This is a genomic window from Chloroflexus sp. MS-CIW-1 (assembly GCF_030444705.1).
Taxonomy (GTDB): Bacteria; Chloroflexota; Chloroflexia; order Chloroflexales; family Chloroflexaceae; genus Chloroflexus.
Genome location: NZ_JAUBWR010000002.1, coordinates 129,223 through 151,165, shown reverse-complemented (window position 1 = coordinate 151,165; position 21,943 = coordinate 129,223). Strand labels below are relative to the sequence as shown.

Below are 21,943 nucleotides of genomic sequence, written 5' to 3'. Positions count from 1 at the left end.
GTGAGCGAAAGTGCCTCTCCTCAACGTTTACCGATACCGGATATTCCGGAAGTATTGCCGGTATTACCGATAAACAATGCTGTGCTTTTCCCAGGCATGTTCTTGCCGTTAGTGGTCAGTGGTGATGCCTGGGTGCGTTTAGTCGATGAAGCAGCGCTCTCAACAAAGATCATCGGCGTCTTTCGTCGGGTTCAAACTGGGGCCGAGTTTGAACCGGCAATGCTGGCTTCGACCGGTACCGCCGCGCTGATCGTGCGGATGATGCGCCTCCCACAGGGTGGCGTGCAACTGCTGTTGCAGGGTCAGGCTCGGATTCAGGTACGGCAGTGGATCACAACCAAACCGTATCCGCAGGCCCGAATCACTGTTGCTATCGACCCGGTTGATGTCTCGATTGAGACGGCTGGCCTGGCACGGGCGGCACTGGTTGGCTTCCAGCAGATCGTCGAACAGAGCCCAAATCTACCCGATGAGCTAGCTATTGCGGCCGCGAATGCACCGCATCCTGGAATGCTGGCCGATCTGATCGCTGCCAATCTTAATTTGAGTCTTGATGACCAGCAGACGGTGCTTGATACTTTCGATGTCTCCGAGCGACTGCAACTGGTCTTGCGCTTCCTCGAACGCGAACGGGAGATTCTGCTGATTGGGCGTAAAGCGCAGGAAGAGGTCTCGAAGAATCAACGTGAATATGTGTTACGCCAACAACTCGAAGCGATTAAGCGTGAATTGGGCGAGACCGATGATCACGCCGCCGAGATCGCCGAGTTGCGGCGTCGTATCGAAGAGGCCAATCTTCCGGCTGAGGCGCGCCAGGAAGCTGAGCGTGAATTGTCGCGTCTGGAACGGATGCCACCCGGTGCGGCTGAATATACGGTCGCACGGACGTATCTCGATTGGTTACTCGATTTGCCGTGGCACACCAGCACTGAAGACAATCTTGATATTGTCCAGGCTCGACAGATACTTGATGAGGACCATTTCGATCTTGAGCGCATCAAAGAGCGCATTGTCGAATATCTGGCGGTGCGTAAGCTTCGCCAGGAAGAAGGGCAAGGCGGCGAAGCCCGTGGTCCGATTTTATGCTTCGTTGGGCCGCCCGGTGTTGGGAAGACGAGCCTCGGCGCCTCGATTGCCCGTGCGCTCGGTCGTAAGTTCGTGCGGGTTGCCCTTGGCGGTGTACGCGATGAGGCCGAAATTCGCGGCCATCGACGAACCTACATCGGTGCGTTACCCGGTCGTATCATCCAAGGCTTGAGTCGCGCTGGGAGCAACAATCCGGTTTTGCTGCTTGATGAGGTTGACAAGCTTAGTATTGGCTTCCAGGGCGATCCGGCAGCGGCATTGCTCGAAGTGCTTGATCCTGAGCAAAATGTCGCTTTTGTTGATCGCTATCTCGACGTTCCGTTTGATTTGAGCAAAGTGCTCTTCGTTTGTACGGCAAACCGGGCCGATACCATCCCGCCTGCGCTGCTTGATCGGATGGAATTACTCGATCTGGCTGGTTATACCGAGCAAGAGAAGACCGAGATTGCCCGCCGTTATCTGATACCACGTCAACGGAAGGAACAGGGCATGGTTGATCGGGGACCGGTATTGACCGATGCCGCTTTACAACGTCTGATTCGTGAGTATACCCACGAGGCAGGCGTGCGTGATCTGGAACGCCGGATTGGAGCAATTTATCGAAAAATGGCGACCCGGCTGGCTAGCGGTCAGGAGTTACCAGATCAGATTGATGCCTCCGATCTCGATGAGCTGCTAGGACCGCCGCGCTTCCGTAGCGAAACGATCCTTGGCGAAAATGAGGTCGGCGTAGTTACCGGTCTGGCCTGGACACCCACCGGCGGTGATGTGCTCTTTGTTGAAGTGAGCGTGATCCCGGGCAATGGGCAATTGATCCTCACCGGTCAATTGGGTGATGTGATGAAGGAATCGGCCCGGGCGGCGGTAACGTATGCGCGTTCGCGTGCGCACGAATTGGGGATTGACCCAGAAATCTTTCAGAAGCGTGATATTCACATTCACGTTCCTGCCGGAGCTGTACCGAAAGATGGGCCTTCAGCCGGAATTACGATGGCGAGTGCGCTGATTTCGGCTCTGACTGGGCGTGAAGTTGATAAACGGATCGCAATGACCGGTGAAGTAACGCTTCGTGGTAAGATCTTACCCATCGGTGGGGTGAAAGAGAAGCTGCTAGCGGCTCAGCGGGCCGGAGTGCGGAAGGTACTGTTACCGAAAGAGAATGAAATCGATCTCCGCGAAGTTCCTGCTGAGGCCAAAGAGCAACTAGAGATTGTGCTGGTGAAGCACATGGACGAGGTTCTGCGCGAGTTGGGTCTGGTTGTTGCCCCGCAAGCAGTGAGTGAGTAATCGTGCATCAGCGATGGATTGTATTGAGCATCTTGATCTGGCTGATCGGCTGTACAGCGGCGGCGCCGGTACCGCCGCCACCTACCATTCCGCGCCTCCCAACAGTGACTCCTGAACCCCTCCTTAAAGTCACTCCTACCTCAAGGATTATACGACTGGCCGAAAACCCAATCCCTACCTTTACCGCAACCCCAGTACCAACAGCAGTTATTTCGACAGCGGGAGTCATCACTGCTGCGATGGCGCAGCTCGGTCTGAGCGCCGAACCCTATGCGATACTTGGCGATCCTGATGCACTGATCACCATCGTTGAGTTTACGGATTTTGGTTGCTCCTTTTGCCGTCGCCATCACCAGTTTACCTTTCGCCATCTGGTCGACGAATTCGTTACGAGTGGACAGGTATTCTACGTTGTCAAACAGTTCCCGGTAACAAGCCCGCAAGGAGAGTTGGCGGCGTTGGCTGCGATCTGTGCTGGCGAACAAGGGGCCTATTGGACGATGCACGATGCCCTCTTCGCTGCCGGTGATGTTTGGTACGGTGATGTAGTCAATGCGCGTCGCCAGATTATGACCATCGCGGCTGAGCTAGGTCTTGATCGCGCAGAATTGCAAGATTGTATCGCACGTCCCTCCACTCAAGAAGTGATTGCCCGTCATGTAAGCGAGGCGCACGAGCTGCATATCTTCGGTACACCGGTCTTCTTCATCAATAACCAACTGCTTGCCGGTGCCCAACCGATTGAACGTTGGCGTGAATTCTTGCAGCTTGCTGCCAATTCGTATTTGCGTTGACCATCGTCTCTACAGATCAACGCTCTAATTGCCACCAGATAATGACAAGATCGCGTATGAAGAGCACCAGGCGGGTCAGGAAGTAGATTACTCGATACAATGCGTGACGTCGAACTTCATCGTAGTCGATTAACACAAGGCGCGGTAGTTGCTCGTTAGTAAGCATTAAGTTTTGCGAACGCAGAATTGTACGCTTGACGAGAAAACTCCATAGCCGTTCGGGTAAGTAGCGGAGCTGCTTACGCTGTCGCCGTTCTTCGGGGTTTGTACTCACTCGCCCGTAGAGATCGGGTAAGTGACCAGTGCGAAACAGGCAGCCGATAGCGCGTTTGATGATCTGTCGCAGGTCATGACCTATCTGACGCCGTTGATCACGAGGAACAGCTTTCCAATCTACGTTAGCCAAGACCTGTGCGCTATGAAGGTAAGGTTGAATTGTCAACACGTGTACGAAACCAGCCCGGTCACGACTAAGGATGAAAAAAGTGGGGATAGAGTGCTCTGCACCGAGACACGCGGCAAAACGTCGTGCAGCCTGCTTCATCTGCCGAGCAGCAGCGAGCGCTGCCGCTACATCGCGACTCCCCATCTCGCCTTTGAGCTTGACGACAAAGCGATAATCGTCACTTCGATACACCTCTGTCTCGTTGCCGCCTGCCACGCGCTCAAGCACATGATCGGTATCAATCGGCGCAAAGACCTCATCCTGGTGTTTGTTCATAGCGAATTCAGATAAACGAATCTTACGTCCTCACATATCTGGTGCGCTTCTCTCAGAAACACGTATATGCCGGTATAGCAGTCGAGGTGACCTCTTGCCCTATGGTCGTTGATTGTACGATTCTGAAACCATCTTACCTCTTCAGACCGGCTCTGCTGCGGCTGAAAGGAGGGGGTTTCAACGTGTTTCCCTCTCTAGCAGTGAGGATGGCGGATGCAAGAGGGGGCAGTAGGTGTACCCTGCTCCGATGGTGTATTGTGTTGATGCAGCGCGTGATGAGTTCTCCCTCGCATCGTCGGAGGTAGGCCAGCAGCCCGCCCCCTTTAAGCAACCAGGAACATACCTCAAACACTTAGACTGGATTCACCAGCGTTATGTTGCAGATTACCGATAAATAATTGGCAGTATGATCTGATACGGTGCCGGATTACCCTCGTTCAGACGAATCCGCGCAACTGTTACCGGGCGCTGCGGATCATTACTGATGATACGGAGTCTCGCTTGCTGTGTAGCATACAGTGGCCCAATCCAGCGACTCGAGAGTTGGACATTCACCTGTTCGCCGACATTGATATTCCCACTACTGGCTGAGCTAATGCTCAACCAGACCTGCGGGTTGATTTGTGGTCGCAACTCGATGACCAGACCATCGGTGAGTGTCAGTGGTAATTGATTGGTACCGGCAATGTCGCAAGCAATTGATTGCGTCACTTCTCCTAACTGTAGACCAATGGCCCCCATGTCATTCTTTTGCAGGTTGGCAACGTTGCGATAATGGAAGCGAATAATACCGTTCGGTTGTAGCAGTGCCTGCACACTCAGCCTACGGTTCGTGCCGTAGATGGGCACGTTATCCCATGTAATAAGCGCACCGGTGCTGATGCGCGCAATGTTGATCTGACCACCTTCTGCACTATTGAAATCGACATGCAGAGGCACAATGGCTGGTGCAGTGGTTTCGGCCAAGGGTAGACATCTAGGTTCAAAGTAAACGGTCGAGTTACTAAACGGGGCAAAGGCAATGATCCCGTTCGCGCTAATGTACATCGTGCGATAATACGTGCCGCCAAAGGGGAAATCAAAACCAAGATCTATCCCTGAACTGGTTCCATCATCAAACAGATTCAGCACCTGAGCATCAAGTGGTGGATCGATCCAGCCGCCAACCGGCCCATCCGGCTCATCACTTCGCCAGACGCCGTATGGCTCTGGATCAATCTGGAGCGTGTAACTGAGTGGAAGATTACCATCGTTGCGCAGTGGCAACGTGATCGGTGCAGTCTGATTGAAATCAACCGTTGCGGTCAGCAGGTCTTGGACAACGGTCAACCTGGGCCGTAACGGATCAAGGGCTGCATTAAGCGTCACTGAACTCCCTGCGGCTGGTGTGATCGATTGCATGTACGGCGCAAAACCACTGGCGCTTATCGTCAGGTTCTGCGTCACGCCGCCAGGTACTGTCATACTGTAGAATCCGGTTGCATTGGTTGTTACGGTCAGGCCATGTGCAGTCGTTACAGTACCGCGCAGCGGGTTACCCGTCTCACTATCAGTCACTGTTCCGCTGATCGTTGCATGGGTTGCACGACTCGGCACAGTCATCGTGATTGGTACCACCAGTGGCGGATTCGTGAGATCGTTGTCGTATATGAGTAGTCGGGCAGTATATCTACCTGAACCTGCTACGCGGCGGGCATCGAGCGTAATCTCGATATCTAGACTCCCGTTGCTGGCCAACGTTGGTGATGATGAAGATGGTAAAACCAGCCACGGTACTGTCACCCGAGCAGCAGCGACAGCCTTAAAGATGTCAAGGCGGCCATACCCGTAGATGTTGTTTGGCACAGTCGTAGGTTGGCAGTTGCTGTGCGCTGAACCCATGTATCGACTATCTCCGGTGATAGGCAGGGCGTTGCCGGTAAGCAGGGCATACGTCGCATCGTAATCGCCGATCAGTTGCGGTTTTGCTGCCCAGAGTAAGGCCACTGCACCGGCTACATGTGGTGCGGCCATCGAAGTGCCAGAGAGTGAACCGTAGAGACTCGAGCTTGAAACGGTAGCAACGATGCCAGCGCCAGGGGCAACCAGATCGGGCTTGATCCGGTTATTGATGGTCGGGCCGATCCGACTAAAGTATGTTACGAGATCATCTTGACCGGTAGCGCCCACTGCAACGACGTTCGGATAGTCACCGGGTGAAGCAACTGAACTACAGCCGGTGAAGTTATTATTGATATTGCCAGCGGCAAATACAACGAAGATACCGGCTGCCTGCCAGGCAGTGGCATACCCGCTATACACCTGATTGCCGCCCGTGTCGAACGCCCATGAATTGTTCAGCACGTGGGGCCGCAGGCTGGGACGCGGGTTATTACCGTTGAGGTCGGTGGGCGCCAACATCCATTGCGCGGCAGCAATAATATCACTATCGTTGCAATTGGTCACACTACAAGCACGGGCCGCAATCCAGCGTGCGCCTGGCGCAACACCCATAGCCGGTTGACCAGGTGGATCGGCAACCATGATGCCCATCACGTGTGTCCCATGAGTTCCCGAGTCGACTGGCGCCGGTTGGTTTCCGACCGGATCGAACCAGTTGTAGTTGTGATCAAAATTGCCGCCGCCGAGATTGCCACGGTACTGGTTCACAAGGGCTGGATGGGTATAATTTACCCCACTATCAATATTGGCGACGGTGATCCCACTACCGGTGACACCAAACTCACGCCAGACTCGATCGGCGCCGATGCGAGCAATATTCCAGCACACGTTGTTGGAGGTAGCTGAACAGGATACCGTCGATGTCGTGGCCGGTGGAGTCATCTGCAATTCGTGATCGGCGGTGAGCATTGCGACGTCGCTGTGAGCGGCCAGTGCTTGCGCCAGTGCTGCGTCACCTTCAACCAGCAGTGCATTCACAATCCAGAGTGGCTGGTAGCGAACGCCGAGGGCGTCAAGCATCGCCCGCACCCTGCGTTGACTCCGTTCGGCGTGGCTGGTAAGCGTTTGGTACACATACTCCCCACGCGCTTCCCAATCACGGATGAGAAAGGCTTGTCCCAGATCAGGACGGTCGGCAAAAAAAACGAGAAAGCGTGTCGTGCCGTGGCGCAATTCTGCTTGCAGATCAGGATCGATCGGTTCCTGCTGCTGAGGTAGCGGCACCGGAATACTGAGCGGTGTGGCCATCATTGCCGGGGCTGCCGGTGGTGGATAGCCGGTGTAGAGATGGATCGTCGATGGATTACTGTCAGTATTGGTAATCGTGAGGTTGAGCGTTGTGGTACTGCCAAGCTCGACTGTAGCCGAAAGGCTGGTCGGCGTCACGCTAAGACGTGGTAGATCGGCATAAACCGCTGCTGGCGGAATGAATAGCAACAAACTGATCAGGAAGGCGATGATGGTGAAGATAAACCGGCTGATGCGTTTCATACACTAAATCCAGATTGCAGCGAGAGTTGTTGCTGGAGGTCATCATAGCATAATGGTGATAGTTTGTGTCTTTCAATTCCGTCAGATTGTGCACTGCAAGTTCTATTCGCCCCACGTCAAGCGCAACACGCGCAGCCAGTTCTCGTAAGCCAATTTCCGTAGTTCAGCCGGTGTGAATCCTGCATCGGCTAACGCCTGTAGCAGAACAGGTAAACCGCTCACATCACGAATGGCTTGCGGCATGAGGGCGCCATCGAAATCCGATCCAAAGCCGACCCGGTCTATACCTAACCGTTCAACCAAATACTGCACGTGCCGAACCATCACGTCAATTGGCATACTGGCATCACGATGACCATCAGGACGCAAAAATGTGACGGCAAAATTCAACCCAACCATTCCATCAGAATCACGAATGGCAGCAAGCTGACGATCGGTAAGGTTACGACTGCTTGGACAGATGGCGTGTGCATTGGAGTGGGTTGCCACCAGTGGCGCATCACTCAGTCGAGCCACGTCCCAGAAACCGGCTTCGTTCAGATGAGAAACATCAATCAGAATGCGTAATTGATTACAGGCTTTGATCAGCGCCTTACCGGCGTCAGTCAGCCCCGGCCCGATGTCCGGTGAGGCGGGAAAGGCAAAGGGAACGCCGTACCCAAAGATATTTGGCCGACTCCAGACCGGCCCTAGTGAACGTAATCCGGCCTGGTAGAGTACCTCTAGTTCATCGAGATCGGGACCAATCGCTTCAGCGCCCTCGATATGGAAAACGGCTGCGATGACACCGTTAGTAAGGCATTCATGGATTGCATTGGCTGTACGACACAGGCGCACCTGACCGTTGGATTCCTGTGTTAATCGAAAGAGGCGTGCTGCCATGGCCAGGGTTGTTTGCAATGCGTAAGAGTGATTGAGGGCCGGTGGTAGTGGCAAATGATACGGAGGATCGGGCAAATGGTCGGATGGCGTCTCAGCGGTAGGTGGCGGTGGAACATAGATGGCAAAGAATCCACCACCGAATCCGCCTTTGCGGGCACGCGGGAGGTCGAGATGTCCGTGTGGGCTACTCTCGAAAAAGCTCCGCTCGGTACCGGGGCGTGGTCGATACAGATCGAGGATCACGTCGTTGTGTCCATCGAAGATTGGCAGCTACATGGTCGTTGTCATGAGCACGTCCTCACAACAAGAGAGCACGAATCTGGTTGGCAGCCTGCCAGCCACTTTCAATCGCAAGATGGACCCGTCCCTGTCCACCGGTCAGATCGCCCGCGAGCACAATGCGCTCGTAGCTTCGCAAGGGGGTGGCAGTATCGGGCAGCGCGTAACGCCAGCGTTGGACATTAATCCAGTATGGTGCTCCTAAATCACCGATCAACGACTCGATGTCAGCAAGTGCCTCGATAACCGGTGATGGAGCATCGCTGAGGGTGTATGTTCCTTTTTGCAACTCATCCCAGTGGGCTGTAGCCCAGGCATCGCTCATCTGGGCGATCAACAGGCCGTGATCGGGTGGAGCACGGTTTGGTTTATCGTGTTCGCAGGCCAGCCAACTGATCGTATGTTGACGATCAACGTTGACCAGAGCGTACCACGGGACTACTGGTCGTTGCGGAAAGGCGACCGTGATACTGATTGAACGCCGGTATTGTACTGCTTGTAACGCCTCGACCAGATCGTTCGCTTCGCTGAAATTGCCCGCCATCAAGATTGCTGCCGACTGTGGTGCAGGCGCCGTAAGCACGACTGCGGCAAAGTTGCCTAATACCTGACCATCGTCGGCGAACAAGCGATAGGCGTCACCCTCACGGTTCAAGCTGGCAACGGTGGTCTCTATACGAACATCAATCCCGCTGGCCAGATACTTTGCCAGTCGGGTAATGCCGGTCGGCCAGGTCCATTTCTGTTCATCGGCCAAAGCGACATCGCCGGGTGCAATCGTATTTGAGCGAGTGAAGGTCCAGACCGGACGATCAATGGTTACCGCATCGCCAGTAGCGACGATCAAATCGCGGATGGCAGGAGTTGGTACCTTAACATACTGCGCACCGTGGTCGAAGCAGAAATCGCCGATACGCCGGGTAGCAGCTCGTCCCCCAACGCCACGACTCTTTTCAAAGACAACCGGTACAATATCGGTATGAGCATCAACCAGCGAACGGGCAGCCGCTAATCCGGCAACACCGGCGCCAACGATTGCTACCCTCTTAACCATGGGGCTTTACCCTTCTAGCAAGGCTTGCAAATCGGCTTGATCCTCATCGTTGTACGGTCCAACTACCGCCAGCCACTGTTGTTCGCTACCGATCAACCGCTGTGCAGCTCGTTGCAAATCGGCCAGCGTCAGCGCATCGAACTCGGCGATAATTTGTTCGACCGGCGGTACCGTTTGGTAACGCAGCAGACTGACGGCGTTGCGCGAGGCAATTGACCAGGTGTCTTCAAGCGAGAGTAATAAACTTCCCTTGAGTTGCTCTTTCACAGTGACCAGTTCTTGTTCGGTGGGACCATGCTCTGCCAGATCGTGAAGTACCGTGCGTGTCATCGCTACCGCATCACGAAGTGCTTCTGGTTCAACACCGGCATAGATGACCCACATACCGGTATCGGCAAACTCGTTGTGGTACGAACCGATGTTGTAGCTCAGGCCATGCTCCTCGCGAATTTTCTGAAAGAGGCGTGACGACATACCACCACCGAGGAGCGCATCGAGCGCCTGCACAGCCCGTCGATCAGGATCGTGATACGACACACCGGGCATGCCGAGGCAGAAATTCCCCTGTTCAATATCGCGTGGTAGTAAACTGAGTCTAGGCTGAGACGGTAATGGTGGCGCTGCCAAGGCCGTTGGCCGCTGACCGGTTGGTAGATCGGCGAATGACCGTTCAATTGCCGGAATAACCTCTTCGTGATGAACGTTGCCGGCAACTGACACGATCAGATTACCAGCGTGATAGCCCTGGCTGAAGAACTGTAAGAGTTCAGTGCGCGAGATGGCGCTGACCGTGGCAATGCTACCGGTAATATCGCGGCCAAATGGATGATCGCCCCACATCGTATGTTGTAGTAATTCGTGAACTACCTCAGTCGGATTATCTTGAATGCCGCGAATCTCTTCGATAATCACCCGACGTTCTTTTTCTAACTCGCTTGCTTCAAAGAGTGGTCGTTGGACCATTTCGCTCAACACATGCAACGCACGGGCGAAATGAATTGCCGCAACTTTTGCATAGAAGACGGTCGTTTCATAACTGGTAGAAGCGTTGAGATAGCCGCCAACGCCTTCAATGGCCAGCGAGATAGCGTGTGCCGTCGGGTATGCCCTGGTTCCCTTGAAGAGCATATGCTCGATAAAATGGGCAGCCCCGGCCAGCTCTGTCGGCTCGTACCGGGCACCGATGTCGATGAAACAACCGATCGCGACCGAGTATGTGTGTGGCAGTTCTTCGATCAGGATACGAATCCCGTTTGGTGTAATGTGCAAGTATGGCATTGCAGGTATGGGTCTGTTTACAAACAACGGTTACACTTCGCGACGCCAGAGTTCGAGTCGTGATGCAGGCTGCCCATGCGAGGGCGGAATCTCTAATCGTTCGATAAGATACGAACGTTCACCTTCCGGTAAAGCCTGTCGTATACGCAGATGCTGGTGCTCTTGACGCTGGGCAAGAAATTCAATCGCTGTCGGTGCAGCTCGTTCCAGTATTCGTAGCAGTTGGGCGTATGTTTTGCCGACCAGTTCTCGTGGATGACGGCCAACTATCTGGTTGGCGAACACAGTATTAATAGCGACCAACCGCTCAGTCTCATCAAAGAGGGCAATCCCTTCTGGCAGGCTGTCGAAGACGATGCGGAGCAGATCACGTGAGCGCTGCAATTGGTTGGTACGTTCGGTAACCAGCTCTTCCAGCAACTGGGTTTGTTCTCGTAAGCGGGCCACTAATTGCAGCGTTACACAAATGGTTGCTGTCTGACGGGCAAACAAGTCTAGCAGATTCCAATCAATCGTCGATGGGTTTAGTTGGGTGCCGCTGTAGCCTAAAGCCAGCCCCCCAATCGCATGACCGTCGTGCATGAGTGGTATCGCAATACAGGTTTGCTCATCGGTGAGCGCCATTGTAACCACACTTTGACTCTCGACCGTCAGCTTGACGGCGCCACCCGCTGCCGCTACAGGTGCTTCAAGAGATATATTGGTGGGGGCAATCCATTCGGGTTGTCCCTGTGATGTTGAGCGCAGGAAAAGCAAGCCCCAGCGGGCAGCAAATACATCCCTGGCAATCTGATGGCATTGCCCGGCTACATCACTCGCTGTCTGAGCGCTACCCGCCATCTGACCGAAGTTGATCAACGTTAACATATGCTGCTGACGGAGCCGGTGTTGTTGATGGAAACGGGCCGCACCAATGGCTATACCGATCTGGGCAGCGATACTTTCGATCAACATCAGCTCGTGGCTGCCAAAAGCGTGTGTCGCCAGTCGATAGACCGTGAGCACCCCAATAGTCGCAACTGATTGGCGGATCGGTGTAGCGATCAGACTTCCACTACTCGGTTCGACAGAGCCGGTTGCGGTTCCTGTTTCGCGTAACTGAAACCGCTGTGTTTCATTGGCAAGATCGAGCAAGATAACACTGCTTCCATGGCGCAAGGCCCAACCTGCACTCCCGTGAGCCAAGAGTTCGGCAGCACGCTCGTTCGGCAACAAGCGTGGCGCACCCAATGAGACCGTGAGCGCATGTTGTGGAGTCTGGTCAGGCCCAACGAGAATGATGGTGGCTTCATCAGCCGGCAGGTGCACAGTAATGCTCTGGAGAACCTGCTGCACGAGTGCTGTTGGTTCAATATCCTCTCGAAACTCGATACCGAGCCGCGTGAGCAGTGCAGTCTGTCGGATCAGCTCTTCCGTCAACGCCTGGGCTGCCAATGGTGGCCCAATCGGACGTAACTGTCGGCGCAGTTGGGCATTTGCCTGCCGTAATTCACGCACATGCGCGACTAATTCGGCAACCGTCAGCGCAGCAAGATTGTCTGCATCCAGCATAGCGGTTCTCGTGTGCACGTCACTATCTCATCATGTGGAGTAGTATAACACGACCAGGGCGTTAGCGGCCTTTTGAGAGGTGAGGTGTTCTGTAGTATCTGCGTCCTCTCACCTTTCCCATCCTCTCCTTCCGCTCCCACAGGAAGAGGGGAAGGAAATGAGCGGCAGGGTTGCTATTCGTCACCGATAGCGTGTTGCTCCAATCAACGAGAGCTTCCTGTCCGCTCACTGATGGATGCGGATGTTCAGGAAATCGCGTGGGTCGGAGATGGGTGGTGGTGCGAACGACGTTCACCAGCGCACGCTACAAACTGAGAATGCTGAAAAGCCTTACGGAGGGGCAGGGATTTTCAACGTTCGCAACGCCTATGTCTTCTCACCTTTCCTCTCACATGGGATTGAGGACGGGGGAAGGTGAGAGAGCGGTTGCAATCTACCCCTGATAACGTGCTCTGAGATGGGCGCAGGTGCCATCAAGACCACTTCATGGCGCGAAACAGAGGCATCGTTCAGAGGCACGCTCACCACTCTCACCAACTACCCCTCTGGTGACTGTGAATACCCCATCTTAATCCAGCCCTTTTTGATCGCAACAATCACCGCCATTGTTCGATCATTAACCTGTAGCTTAGCGAGAATCGAGGTAATATGATTTTTAACAGTTTGACCGCTAATGCTTAATTCACTGGCAATCTCTTTATTTGAGAGGCCACGGGCAATGCAATCGAGAATCTCAATTTCGCGTGAGGTAAGCGGTGCGAACAGATTCGTGCCATCTTCTTCATCTGTTGCGGCCAGTTCGCGAAACTGATGTAACACGCGGGCCGCGACATTTGGGCGTGCCAGTACGGCATCATTGATCAGGTAGCGACCACGTGCGACCTCACGGATCATGTGAACCAGCTCTTCAGGGCTGATGTCTTTTGACGTAAAAGCCGCAGCGCCGACCTTGATCGCCTGAAACAGTTGTTCATCGTCTTCGTAGACACTGAGCACAATAATACCGGTTCGCGGTTCACGCCGCTTGATTACTCGTGCCACTTCCAGGCCATTCAAGCCAGGGAGGTTAATATCGACGAGAACAACATCGGGAAAAAGCCGTTCCGTGAGTTTGATCGCTTCCTGCCCATTCTCGGCTTCTCCCACCACTTCAATATCAGATGCGCTTTCTAAGCTCCAGCGGACACCCTGACGAAAGAGCGGGTGATCGTCAATGACCAATACTTTTATTTTTGCCGATGTTGCCACAGGCGACTCCTCTGCTGTTCATTCCCTTAAGGGGTAACATCATTACCAATCGAATATCACGATAACGGCATCGTCACCTGCACTTCGGTACCGGCACCCCGGCGAGTGATGACCGTTAATTGTGCGCCGACCAATTCGGCGCGTTCGCGCATACTGGTCAATCCCCAGCTTTCACGACCGGCGCGACGACTTACTTCACGGAGATCAAAGCCCGGCCCTTCATCACGAATCGATAGATACAGCCGGTCTTTACGTAGCGTCAGAGTTACTCGTACTGGCGCACCACGGGCGTGTTTGCGAGCATTTTGCAACGCTTCCTGCACGATACGGTACAGGACAATTTCGACTTCAGGGGGGAGTCTCGGTATCGAATCCGCTTCAAAATGAACAGGATTGGTCACTGTATCCCGGTAGCGGCGAATATATTCGTGGAGTGCGGCTACCAATCCCTGTTCTTCAAGTTTTCCAGGACGGAGATCGGCGATAAAGCTCCGTACTTCGCGTAATCCTTCACGCACGCTGTCACCCAACTGACTTAAGATCGAGCCTAGCCGATCAAGTTGTTGCTCTTGCAACAGATTCTGACAGACTTCGACGCCCATCAGTGCATTGGCAAGCACCTGGGCTGGGCCGTCGTGTACTTCACGCGCCAGGCGGATCCGCTCTTCTTCACGCCCTTTAATAATTTGAGCGCGGAGAGCCTGCACCCAGGGATCGGCTGCGATGCCCTCTGCGTGACGGGTTAAGGTCGTACTGCTCATCTCAATCTGGCGAATGAGTTGATCGAGTTGACGCAGTGCCCGGCGCAGTTCAGATTCGGTTTGCGCAGCCGCCGTATGCTCGCTGCGCAACTGTTGAACTCGTGCTGCTGCAGCCACAGTTGACAGACCACGTTCACGGGCAAATTGCTCTTGAATGACCGCCTCATCGAGTTGCCGTGAAAGGAGACGTACTCGTTGTACCAGGCTCTCTTGTTGTTGCAGCGCAGCCTGGTATAACTGGCGAAGTTCAGTTAGCTGGGCGTTGACAATTGCTGTAGCGCGTTCAAGCAAGACGGCTGGCTCCGTGCTCAAGGCCGTACTCCCTCGTCTGGTCTCATTGATGGTTTAAGTATAGCACGCAACCGATCATCAATGAAGGGGCACAAGATGATCAAAGCGTCATCTTGCTTTGATGCGCGAACGGTAACGCATACGTCTCCTCTTCGCGCTGACACAAGGGTTCAACGGTTTCAGTGCCTGTGCTGCGGAGCACGCCTGGTGGCCCTCACCTTCCCCCTGCCCCCCTCGCCTTCCCTCCCGTTCCCGCACCGGTAGGGGCAGGTTTCCAACCTGCCCACCCCGCACCAGTAGGGGCAGGTTTCCAACCTGCCCACCCCGTACCAGTAGGGGCAGGTTTCCAACCTGCCCATCCCGTACCAGTAGGGGCAGGTTTCCAACCTGCCCACCCCGCACCAGTAGGGGCAGGTTTCCAACCTGCCCACCCCGTACCGTAGGGGCAGGTTTCCAACCTGCCCCCCGGCCGTACCAGTAGGGGCAGGTTCCTAACCTGCCCACCGGCCGTCTTGCGTAGACGGGCGCGTGCGGGTTGTCGGCGTCGGCCTTCACTTTTTCCCTGCTCCCCTTCCTCTCCTCCACGGGGAGAGGAAGGGGGGATAGCATCGCCCCCTCGCCTTCCCTCCCGTTCCCGCACCAGGAGGGGCAGGTTTCCAACCTGTCCACCCCGCACCAGTAGGGGCAGGTTTCCAACCTGCCCACCCCGCACCAGTAGGGGCAGGTTTCCAACCTGCCCACACCGTACCAGTAGGGGCAGGTTTCCAACCTGCCCACCCCGTACCAGTAGGGGCAGGTTCCTAACCTGCCCACCGGCCGTCTTGCGTAGACGGGCGCGTGCGGGTTGTCGGCATTGGCTCCTCACCTTCCCCCTGCTCCCCTTCCTCTCCTCCACGGGGAGAGGAACGTGGGGGAGCTGGAGCGCAAGAACGTCGGAACCTCCTCACGCGATGGTCGCACGGACACGGTACGTGCCAAATGAGAAATTCGGGTTTTTGATCAGGCTCTTAGAGCCTATCCGAATAATTGTCTCACAGTACAGCGGATGAAACCTGATAGATGTACGGGTGCAGCACCGCTGCACCCCAACCGATCTTCTTCTGCGACAGGGTATTCCGGATAAGCTCTTCAGCACCCTCCCCTCTTGATGGGAAAGCAGTGCTTGTCGCGGAGCACGTGATGTGTGCGGGTTGAGAACCCGTCCCTCCTACATAACCCGCGATGGGGCGGGAAGGCGACCGTTCTGTTAAGCCGATCCCTTACAAGGCCGGTGTGAACCCAAGCACCTTCCCGTAGAATGCCAGTTCGCGCTCGATAGCCGTAATAATATGTTCCGCCTTACGAAAACCGTGTTGCTCACCAGGAAATGGTACATACTCGGTATAGATACCTCGTGACCGTAAAGCTTCGTGCATCATTTCCGATTGGGACGGCGGGACAACTTTATCTTCTAACCCTTGAAAGAAAATGACCGGACTAGTAATTTGGTCAGCATGGTACAGGGGTGATCTGGACTGATACAGGTCGGCCCGCTCGGGGTACGGGCCAATCAGCCGGTCGAGATAGCGCGACTCGAACTTGTGCGTGTCACGTGCCAGGGCAGCCAGGTCAGCAACCCCAAAGTGGCTAGCTCCAGCCCGGAAGACACGATGAAAGGCCAAGGCTGCCAATACAGTAAATCCACCTGCGCTGCCACCGGTTATCAAGAGACGGTCAGGATCGGCCCGACCGCTGGCTGCAAGAAATTGGGCGCCAGCAATACAATCTTCGACATCCACCACACCCCACGCCCCATTGAGTAATTCGCGGTAAGCACGCCCAAATCCAGTGCTACCACCATAGTTCACATCAAGTACACCAATTCCGCGACTCGTCCAGTATTGGATCGAGAGCCGGAGCGTCGGTTGAGCAGCGGCCGTTGGCCCGCCGTGGATCATCACCAGGAGTGGTGGTTGTTCATCTTCTGATGCGATAAAATCGGGATTGTGGGGCGGGTAGAAAATGCCATAAGCAGTACGACCGCCGGTGCTGGGGAAGCTAATCATCTCTGGTAACGACAGATACGCTGGGTCAACCGGCAAATCACCACTGCGACGAATCGGAGAAAGTGTTTGATCGGCGAGGTTAAGGAGAAACAGCGTGGTCGGTGTTGTGGGTGAACTACCAATAAACACGATCCGATGATCCGCTCCATTGACAATATGCACGACCGAAACCGGTAGATCAATCGGTCGGCGCTGCCCATGACGGTCAATAACAACCATAGACCAGCGACCTTGCTGGAGGAACGTGGCCAGCACACGACCGTCGGTCAACGGCACATACGTGCGCATCCCTAATTGCCAGAGCGGTTGACCAAATTCAGCCTCGAGCGGGTACAGGGGTGTAGCATAACCGGCAAGGTCAAGGCGATAGAGATTCCACCAGCCGGTACGTTCGGATACGACCAACAGATGACCATCGGTTGTCCATTCAGGTTGAAAACACGAGTCACCAGGTCCACCAGCAAGCTGGCGGGCCTCGCCAAGGCTGCCGTCGGTCTGGATCGGTGCCACCCATAGCTCGGCTGCATCCCACGGCATATTGGGATGATCCCATGCCAACCAGGCCAGCCAGGCTCCATCAGGACTGAGGCGCGGTGCAGCGACGAAATCACGTCCGGTGAGCAGTGGTGTTAGCGTACCGTTGGTCAGGTCAACCGCCGCAAGGTAGTTTTGGGGTTCGCCACCCTCGCGATGATCTTCGGCAACTGCAATCAGTCGGTTGCGTTGGCGATCCACCAGCATCTCGGCAAAGCGCACTCCCGCTGGAGTCCCAAGAGCAACCGGTGCTTCACCAGATCGTTGCCGGTAAAGGCACTGATCGTTGAACTCAACAAAAAAGACCTCTCCCTGATCAACGACGAAGCTGCGTCCACCGTACTCGTGCACTAATGTGCGAATATTCATCCCAACTGGTGTAACATCGCTGATCGAGCCATCAACTGTGCGCCGTACCAGCACGTTTCGTCCACCTTCCTGGGGACGACCTTCAACCCAGTAGATGTCAGTACCGTCGATTTGCGGCCAGTTCAGACTAACTTGCCGACTGACCAGCATAGCAGCCGAGATTGGCGAGCGCCAAGTGCCGTATGGGGCGATCTGGGTCATAGCGTATTCCCCTATTAGACGCGGTTTCTTTCATCATACCACAGTGCGTAGCCAGCGCCACCATATACCGGCAATGGCGGTATAGGCGATCACCAGAACCCAGAGTGAAAATGTAGGGAACGGTATAACGGCCCAGGCTGGTTGTGAGAGAATTGTGGCCACGTTGTTGATCCAACTGAGCGGAAGCCAGGCCCCAAGTGCCAGCCATTGGCCCAGGGGTAACCAGATCAGACCGCCTATCAGCGCACAACCACCGAGCAACATTGCAAATGGTACGACCGGCACGATCAAGATGTTCGCCAGTGGCGCAATCAGTGAGAGATTGCCGAAGTGGTAAAGCATAAGCGGCAGGGTCAGCACTTGGGCAGCCAGCGTAGCACCGAGCGCCTCACGCATCGCCGCCGAGATCGGATGTGTCGGCCAGTGCATCTGATCCAGCCAGACATCAACCGGCTTGCCAAATGCAAAGAGACTGGCAGTTGCCAGTGCTGACAGTTGAAATCCCAAATCCCACAACGTGTAGGGATTTATCAAAGTCAGCAACCAGCAGGCAGCGAGTAAGAGACGCCAGGGTTCACTCTGACGCTCCACAGTACGAGCCAGCAGGGCAAGACTGGCCATCATTGCTGCCCGCACGACGGCTGCCGATGCGCCGGTAAATCCGGCGTAGACCCACATGACCGCTAGACTCAACCAGAACGCCGGCCATGGTGGCAATCGTAACAGACGGGCAAGGGCTGTCAGTGCAGCGGCGGCGATGCTAAAATTCCACCCCGACACCACCAAAATATGCGAGGTACCGGTGACAGCAAAAGCACTCCGAGTCGTTTCCGGCAAACCAGCCTGAATCCCCAGCAGGATACCGATTGCCAATGCTGCCTGTGGTTCGGGGAGAAGACGCAACACGATCCGCCGACAATGCTCGCGAAACCGGCTGATGGCGGAGATGCCCCAGTCTACTGTCGGTGCATCGAGCTTCCGGATCGCGGTTGGACGGTTCATGATGACAAAGATATTCTGACGGGCCAGGTAAGCACGATAATCGAATTCACCTGCTCGTTGGGCAAGGGCAGGTCTACTCAAACGGCCCTCAATTTGTAGACGATCACCCGGATAATACTGTGGATAGGGAGGGAATCGTACCAGGATTCGACCTTCTGCCGGTGAGAGTTGTTCTGATGTAACTGCATGCGTAATGGCTACAACCACTTTTTGGCCGAAATCATCACGACGTGGTTCTTCAGCCACGTATCCTATCAAGGTATGCGTGGAGTCATCAGTCCACCGCTCGATATGTTGGGGACCAAAGAGAGGTTGCGCGACGAGAACACGAAGACCACCCAGCAGCAGACACAACACCGACAAAGACATCCACCGTTGTAAGCTACGGTCGAACAAACAGACTACACACCCCAGCACTGTTGCCGCAGCCCACCAGTGAAAAGGGGGATTGAGCGATCCGGCGAGCGCTATCCCAATGAGCCAGCCGATTGCCAGTTGAATGAGCTTCATATCCTTGCCTATCGTTAAACATACGGTACTATATAAAATACCGTTTACAGGTAGGCAAGGATACGCCCAAATGCGGAGAACTTACTATGATTCGGTCTCAACGGCCTGCTGCGCAGCCAGATCGGCAGCCAGCCCATCTCGTAACTTCAGAAGTAGGCGCGTCAACTGCTCTTGTTCCTCCTCATCGAGCAAGCTCATCCGACGTTCGACAGCGGCATTGTGCATTGCCAGCGCCTCAGCTCGTACTGCGGCTCCGCGTGGTGTCAAGATTAATCGTTGTGCCCGACGGTCATCAGGGTCGGGATTACGCCGTACCAGCCCTTCACGCTCGAGCCGATCAACCAGACGGGTAATCGTGCTCTTGACGCATAGCAACTTCGCTCCGACATCGGTCAGTCGCTGACCCTGTTCAAGGTCTAACTGCAACAACAGGTTAAACTCAAGTGGAGTCAGGTTCGTATGCGCCAATGCACGACGATCCCCGTCATCCAGCAGCACATAGACATCGTGGATAAGCTGGTGTGGCAAATGAGAACGAGCTTCGTGTTGTTTCATAATAGTAAACCTGCACATATGCAACCGTTTTCTTTGCAAGCAGTATACTGCTCTTTCAAGAAGGTGACAAGTGATGAAGTAGCATCTTAGGTGAATTTGTGGCAAGGAAGGTTGAGAAGCACGTTCAATTGTCTTGTAAGTGTAGGGAGGATGTCACAATGACAGAACATGAACTGACTTCTCTGAGTACAGCGTCGCAAGCACCTAAACCAATGCGCCATCGTCTGCACCAATGGGCGCGTGCGTATGCACGTCAGCTCCTCGATGCTGCCGGCATAACAATCAACGGCTCACAGCCCTGGGATATTCAGGTTCGCGATGAACGATTATACCTGCGTTGTTTGCTCCACGGCTCATTAGGGTTGGGTGAAGCCTACATGGATGGCTGGTGGGATTGTGCGGCGATTGATGAGTTTATCTGTCGGCTCCTGAAGGTTCAAACACCACAGGCGGTTGGCTGGTTCGTACAGCTTCCGCTCTGGTTCGACAGTCGATTCATCAATCGTCAGCGTGGCAAGGACGCCTTCGTCATTGGCCAGCGACATTACGATATTGGAAATGACCTCTATGAGGCCATGCTCGACCGAAGGATGATCTACAGTTGTGCCTACTGGGACAGTGGAGCGCGCACGCTCGATGAAGCACAGGAAGCAAAACTTGACCTGATCGCCCGTAAGCTCGATCTCCAACCGGGGATGCGCGTTCTCGACATTGGTTGTGGTTGGGGAGGAACAGCACAATATCTGGCGGAACGTTACGGGGTGCGTGTTGTAGGCATCACCGTCTCGAAAGAGCAGGCCAGGCTGGCGAGTGAGCGTTGCTGCGGATTGCCGGTTGAAATCAGATTAGAGGATTACCGCCAGACCAGGGGGACATTTGATCGGATCATCTCGGTTGGTATGTTCGAGCATGTTGGTTACCGGAACTATCGAACATTTATGCAAGTCGTCCGTCGCTTGTTAAGCGACGACGGTCTATTCCTGTTGCACACGATTGGCACGAATGTTGCCTATCAAGGGCGTGACTCGTGGATTGAACGCTACATCTTCCCGAACTCAATGCTCCCCTCGCCGCGCCTCATTACTGCCGCATTTGAGGGTCTCTTTGTACTGGAAGACTGGCACAATTTCGGGGTAAACTACGTGACCACCTTGAAAGCCTGGCATGCCAACTTCGAGCGTGCGTGGCCACAACTGGCAAGCCGTTACGACGAGCGCTTTTACCGTATGTGGCGACTATACCTGCTTATGAGTGCCGGCAGCTTTATGGCGCGGGCCAGTCAGCTCTGGCAACTGGTGCTTTCGCCGCGTGGAGTGAATGGCGGGTATCGGTCGGTGCGGTAGCTTACTGGATTATCACTGGTGGGCGTCTAGCACTCGCTCTGTTATGCGCACAGAAAATGGGCGAGTCTGGCACCCACCCTCATCGTGCTTACGGGCGTTTTCCGGTGACCGGTGTTGTACACAGTATATTGGTGAACTCGAACGAACACTGACGACGTTGAAACCTTGTGCGCGCAGGAACATTCTCGAATGCACAACAATACATTGTAGCGAATCTGGTGAAAACTCTCTTGACAATACGCAGCAAAACTGCTATATTATTCAGTGCCGACGCGGCGTGGAGCAGTGGCAGCTCGTCGGGCTCATAACCCGAAGGTCGCAGGTTCGAATCCTGCCGCCGCTACCAATAGAGCGATAGAGTTATGATACTCTATCGCTCTTTTTATGTCTTGAAGAACACAACAATTTATCATGCTTGATGCGCGTATATCGGGCAGATGCTCTGATACCTTGCGCATAAGCGCCTGCAAACGTCATGGCAGACAACCTCACGCTTACCATTGGTAATCGTCGGCCAGGAAAGATGCCGCATGCTCAGACGCAGACTTCTGATGTGAAAGATGTACGGTCTCGACAGCTCTTCAACGTGCTCGGGTTCGGAACACTTCGAGAACTGGATGAAGCAGCGCACACACAGACCTTCGTCAGTGTAGCGTAAGGCGACCGAGGATTAGATATGTTGCCCCTTTGCCAGGGTGCGCGGGCCTCTGGCCCGCATCC

General features: G+C 54.7%; 15 protein-coding genes and 1 tRNA gene. 5 read left to right on the top strand and 11 right to left on the bottom strand.

Translation table 11 applies throughout. The features are described from left to right. A complete protein-coding gene (gene lon, locus QTO31_RS13560; RefSeq protein ID WP_301429588.1) occupies positions 1 to 2,373 on the top strand; it encodes an endopeptidase La in 2,373 nt (790 codons plus the stop codon). A 2-nt stretch (positions 2,374 to 2,375) separates the two neighbouring features. Next, positions 2,376 to 3,167, top strand: a complete 792-nt coding sequence (locus tag QTO31_RS13555; RefSeq protein ID WP_301429586.1) for a DsbA family protein — start codon at positions 2,376 to 2,378, stop codon at positions 3,165 to 3,167. Positions 3,168 to 3,183: 16 nt separating this feature from the next. Here the strand turns inward: QTO31_RS13555 and QTO31_RS13550 are convergent, their stop codons facing one another. The 11 genes from QTO31_RS13550 to QTO31_RS13500 form a co-directional block, all read right to left on the bottom strand. Beyond that, entirely contained in the window at positions 3,184 to 3,888 is a 705-nt protein-coding gene (locus QTO31_RS13550; RefSeq protein WP_301429584.1) for a hypothetical protein, read from the bottom strand. Positions 3,889 to 4,272: 384 nt separating this feature from the next. Then, the gene (locus QTO31_RS13545) at positions 4,273 to 7,320 is read right to left on the bottom strand and encodes a S8 family serine peptidase (protein ID WP_301429583.1); all 3,048 of its coding nucleotides are present in this window, start codon (positions 7,318 to 7,320) and stop codon (positions 4,273 to 4,275) included. A 102-nt stretch (positions 7,321 to 7,422) separates the two neighbouring features. Then, positions 7,423 to 8,472 (bottom strand): dipeptidase, encoded by a 1,050-nt coding sequence (locus QTO31_RS13540; protein ID WP_367620648.1) that lies wholly within the window; start codon positions 8,470 to 8,472, stop codon positions 7,423 to 7,425. A 28-nt stretch (positions 8,473 to 8,500) separates the two neighbouring features. Further along, complete coding sequence (locus QTO31_RS13535; protein ID WP_301429582.1) at positions 8,501 to 9,535, bottom strand: NAD(P)/FAD-dependent oxidoreductase; 1,035 nt, start codon at positions 9,533 to 9,535, stop codon at positions 8,501 to 8,503. Positions 9,536 to 9,541: 6 nt separating this feature from the next. Continuing rightward, positions 9,542 to 10,813, bottom strand: coding sequence for a M16 family metallopeptidase (locus QTO31_RS13530; protein ID WP_301429580.1), 1,272 nt, complete (start codon positions 10,811 to 10,813; stop codon positions 9,542 to 9,544). A 30-nt stretch (positions 10,814 to 10,843) separates the two neighbouring features. Then, positions 10,844 to 12,364 carry a GAF domain-containing protein gene (locus QTO31_RS13525; RefSeq protein ID WP_301429578.1) on the bottom strand — a complete coding sequence of 507 codons (1,521 nt, stop codon included), beginning with the start codon at positions 12,362 to 12,364 and terminating at the stop codon, positions 10,844 to 10,846. Positions 12,365 to 12,901: 537 nt separating this feature from the next. Then, entirely contained in the window at positions 12,902 to 13,612 is a 711-nt protein-coding gene (locus QTO31_RS13520) for a response regulator (RefSeq protein WP_301429576.1), read from the bottom strand. 56 nt (positions 13,613 to 13,668) lie between these two features. Next, entirely contained in the window at positions 13,669 to 14,685 is a 1,017-nt protein-coding gene (locus tag QTO31_RS13515; RefSeq protein WP_301429575.1) for a sensor histidine kinase, read from the bottom strand. A 1,238-nt stretch (positions 14,686 to 15,923) separates the two neighbouring features. Continuing rightward, positions 15,924 to 17,813, bottom strand: coding sequence for a S9 family peptidase (locus QTO31_RS13510; protein ID WP_301429574.1), 1,890 nt, complete (start codon positions 17,811 to 17,813; stop codon positions 15,924 to 15,926). A 33-nt stretch (positions 17,814 to 17,846) separates the two neighbouring features. Then, positions 17,847 to 19,325, bottom strand: a complete 1,479-nt coding sequence (locus QTO31_RS13505) for a ComEC/Rec2 family competence protein (protein ID WP_301429573.1) — start codon at positions 19,323 to 19,325, stop codon at positions 17,847 to 17,849. Positions 19,326 to 19,409: 84 nt separating this feature from the next. Further along, the gene (locus QTO31_RS13500; protein ID WP_028459096.1) at positions 19,410 to 19,880 is read right to left on the bottom strand and encodes a MarR family winged helix-turn-helix transcriptional regulator; all 471 of its coding nucleotides are present in this window, start codon (positions 19,878 to 19,880) and stop codon (positions 19,410 to 19,412) included. Between the two features lie 212 nt (positions 19,881 to 20,092). Between QTO31_RS13500 and cfa the strand changes: the two genes are divergently transcribed. The 3 genes from cfa to QTO31_RS13485 all read left to right on the top strand — a co-directional run bounded on the left by cfa (position 20,093) and on the right by QTO31_RS13485 (position 21,881). After that, a complete protein-coding gene (gene cfa / locus QTO31_RS13495) occupies positions 20,093 to 21,223 on the top strand; it encodes a cyclopropane fatty acyl phospholipid synthase (RefSeq protein ID WP_367620647.1) in 1,131 nt (376 codons plus the stop codon). Positions 21,224 to 21,494: 271 nt separating this feature from the next. Then, positions 21,495 to 21,569 (top strand) — tRNA-Met (locus QTO31_RS13490). Positions 21,570 to 21,698: 129 nt separating this feature from the next. Continuing rightward, positions 21,699 to 21,881 carry a hypothetical protein gene (locus QTO31_RS13485; protein WP_301429571.1) on the top strand — a complete coding sequence of 61 codons (183 nt, stop codon included), beginning with the start codon at positions 21,699 to 21,701 and terminating at the stop codon, positions 21,879 to 21,881. Positions 21,882 to 21,943 lie beyond the last annotated feature (62 nt).

Coding starts and splice junctions, on each gene's coding strand:
- QTO31_RS13550 (WP_301429584.1), bottom strand. CDS start 3,888: ATGAACAAACACCAGGATGAGGTCTTTGCGCCGATTGATACCGATCAT.
- QTO31_RS13530 (WP_301429580.1), bottom strand. CDS start 10,813: ATGCCATACTTGCACATTACACCAAACGGGATTCGTATCCTGATCGAA.
- cfa (WP_367620647.1), top strand. CDS start 20,093: ATGCGCCATCGTCTGCACCAATGGGCGCGTGCGTATGCACGTCAGCTC.
- QTO31_RS13510 (WP_301429574.1), bottom strand. CDS start 17,813: ATGACCCAGATCGCCCCATACGGCACTTGGCGCTCGCCAATCTCGGCT.
- QTO31_RS13525 (WP_301429578.1), bottom strand. CDS start 12,364: ATGCTGGATGCAGACAATCTTGCTGCGCTGACGGTTGCCGAATTAGTC.
- QTO31_RS13535 (WP_301429582.1), bottom strand. CDS start 9,535: ATGGTTAAGAGGGTAGCAATCGTTGGCGCCGGTGTTGCCGGATTAGCG.
- QTO31_RS13500 (WP_028459096.1), bottom strand. CDS start 19,880: ATGAAACAACACGAAGCTCGTTCTCATTTGCCACACCAGCTTATCCAC.
- QTO31_RS13505 (WP_301429573.1), bottom strand. CDS start 19,325: ATGAAGCTCATTCAACTGGCAATCGGCTGGCTCATTGGGATAGCGCTC.
- QTO31_RS13485 (WP_301429571.1), top strand. CDS start 21,699: ATGGCAGACAACCTCACGCTTACCATTGGTAATCGTCGGCCAGGAAAG.
- QTO31_RS13545 (WP_301429583.1), bottom strand. CDS start 7,320: ATGAAACGCATCAGCCGGTTTATCTTCACCATCATCGCCTTCCTGATC.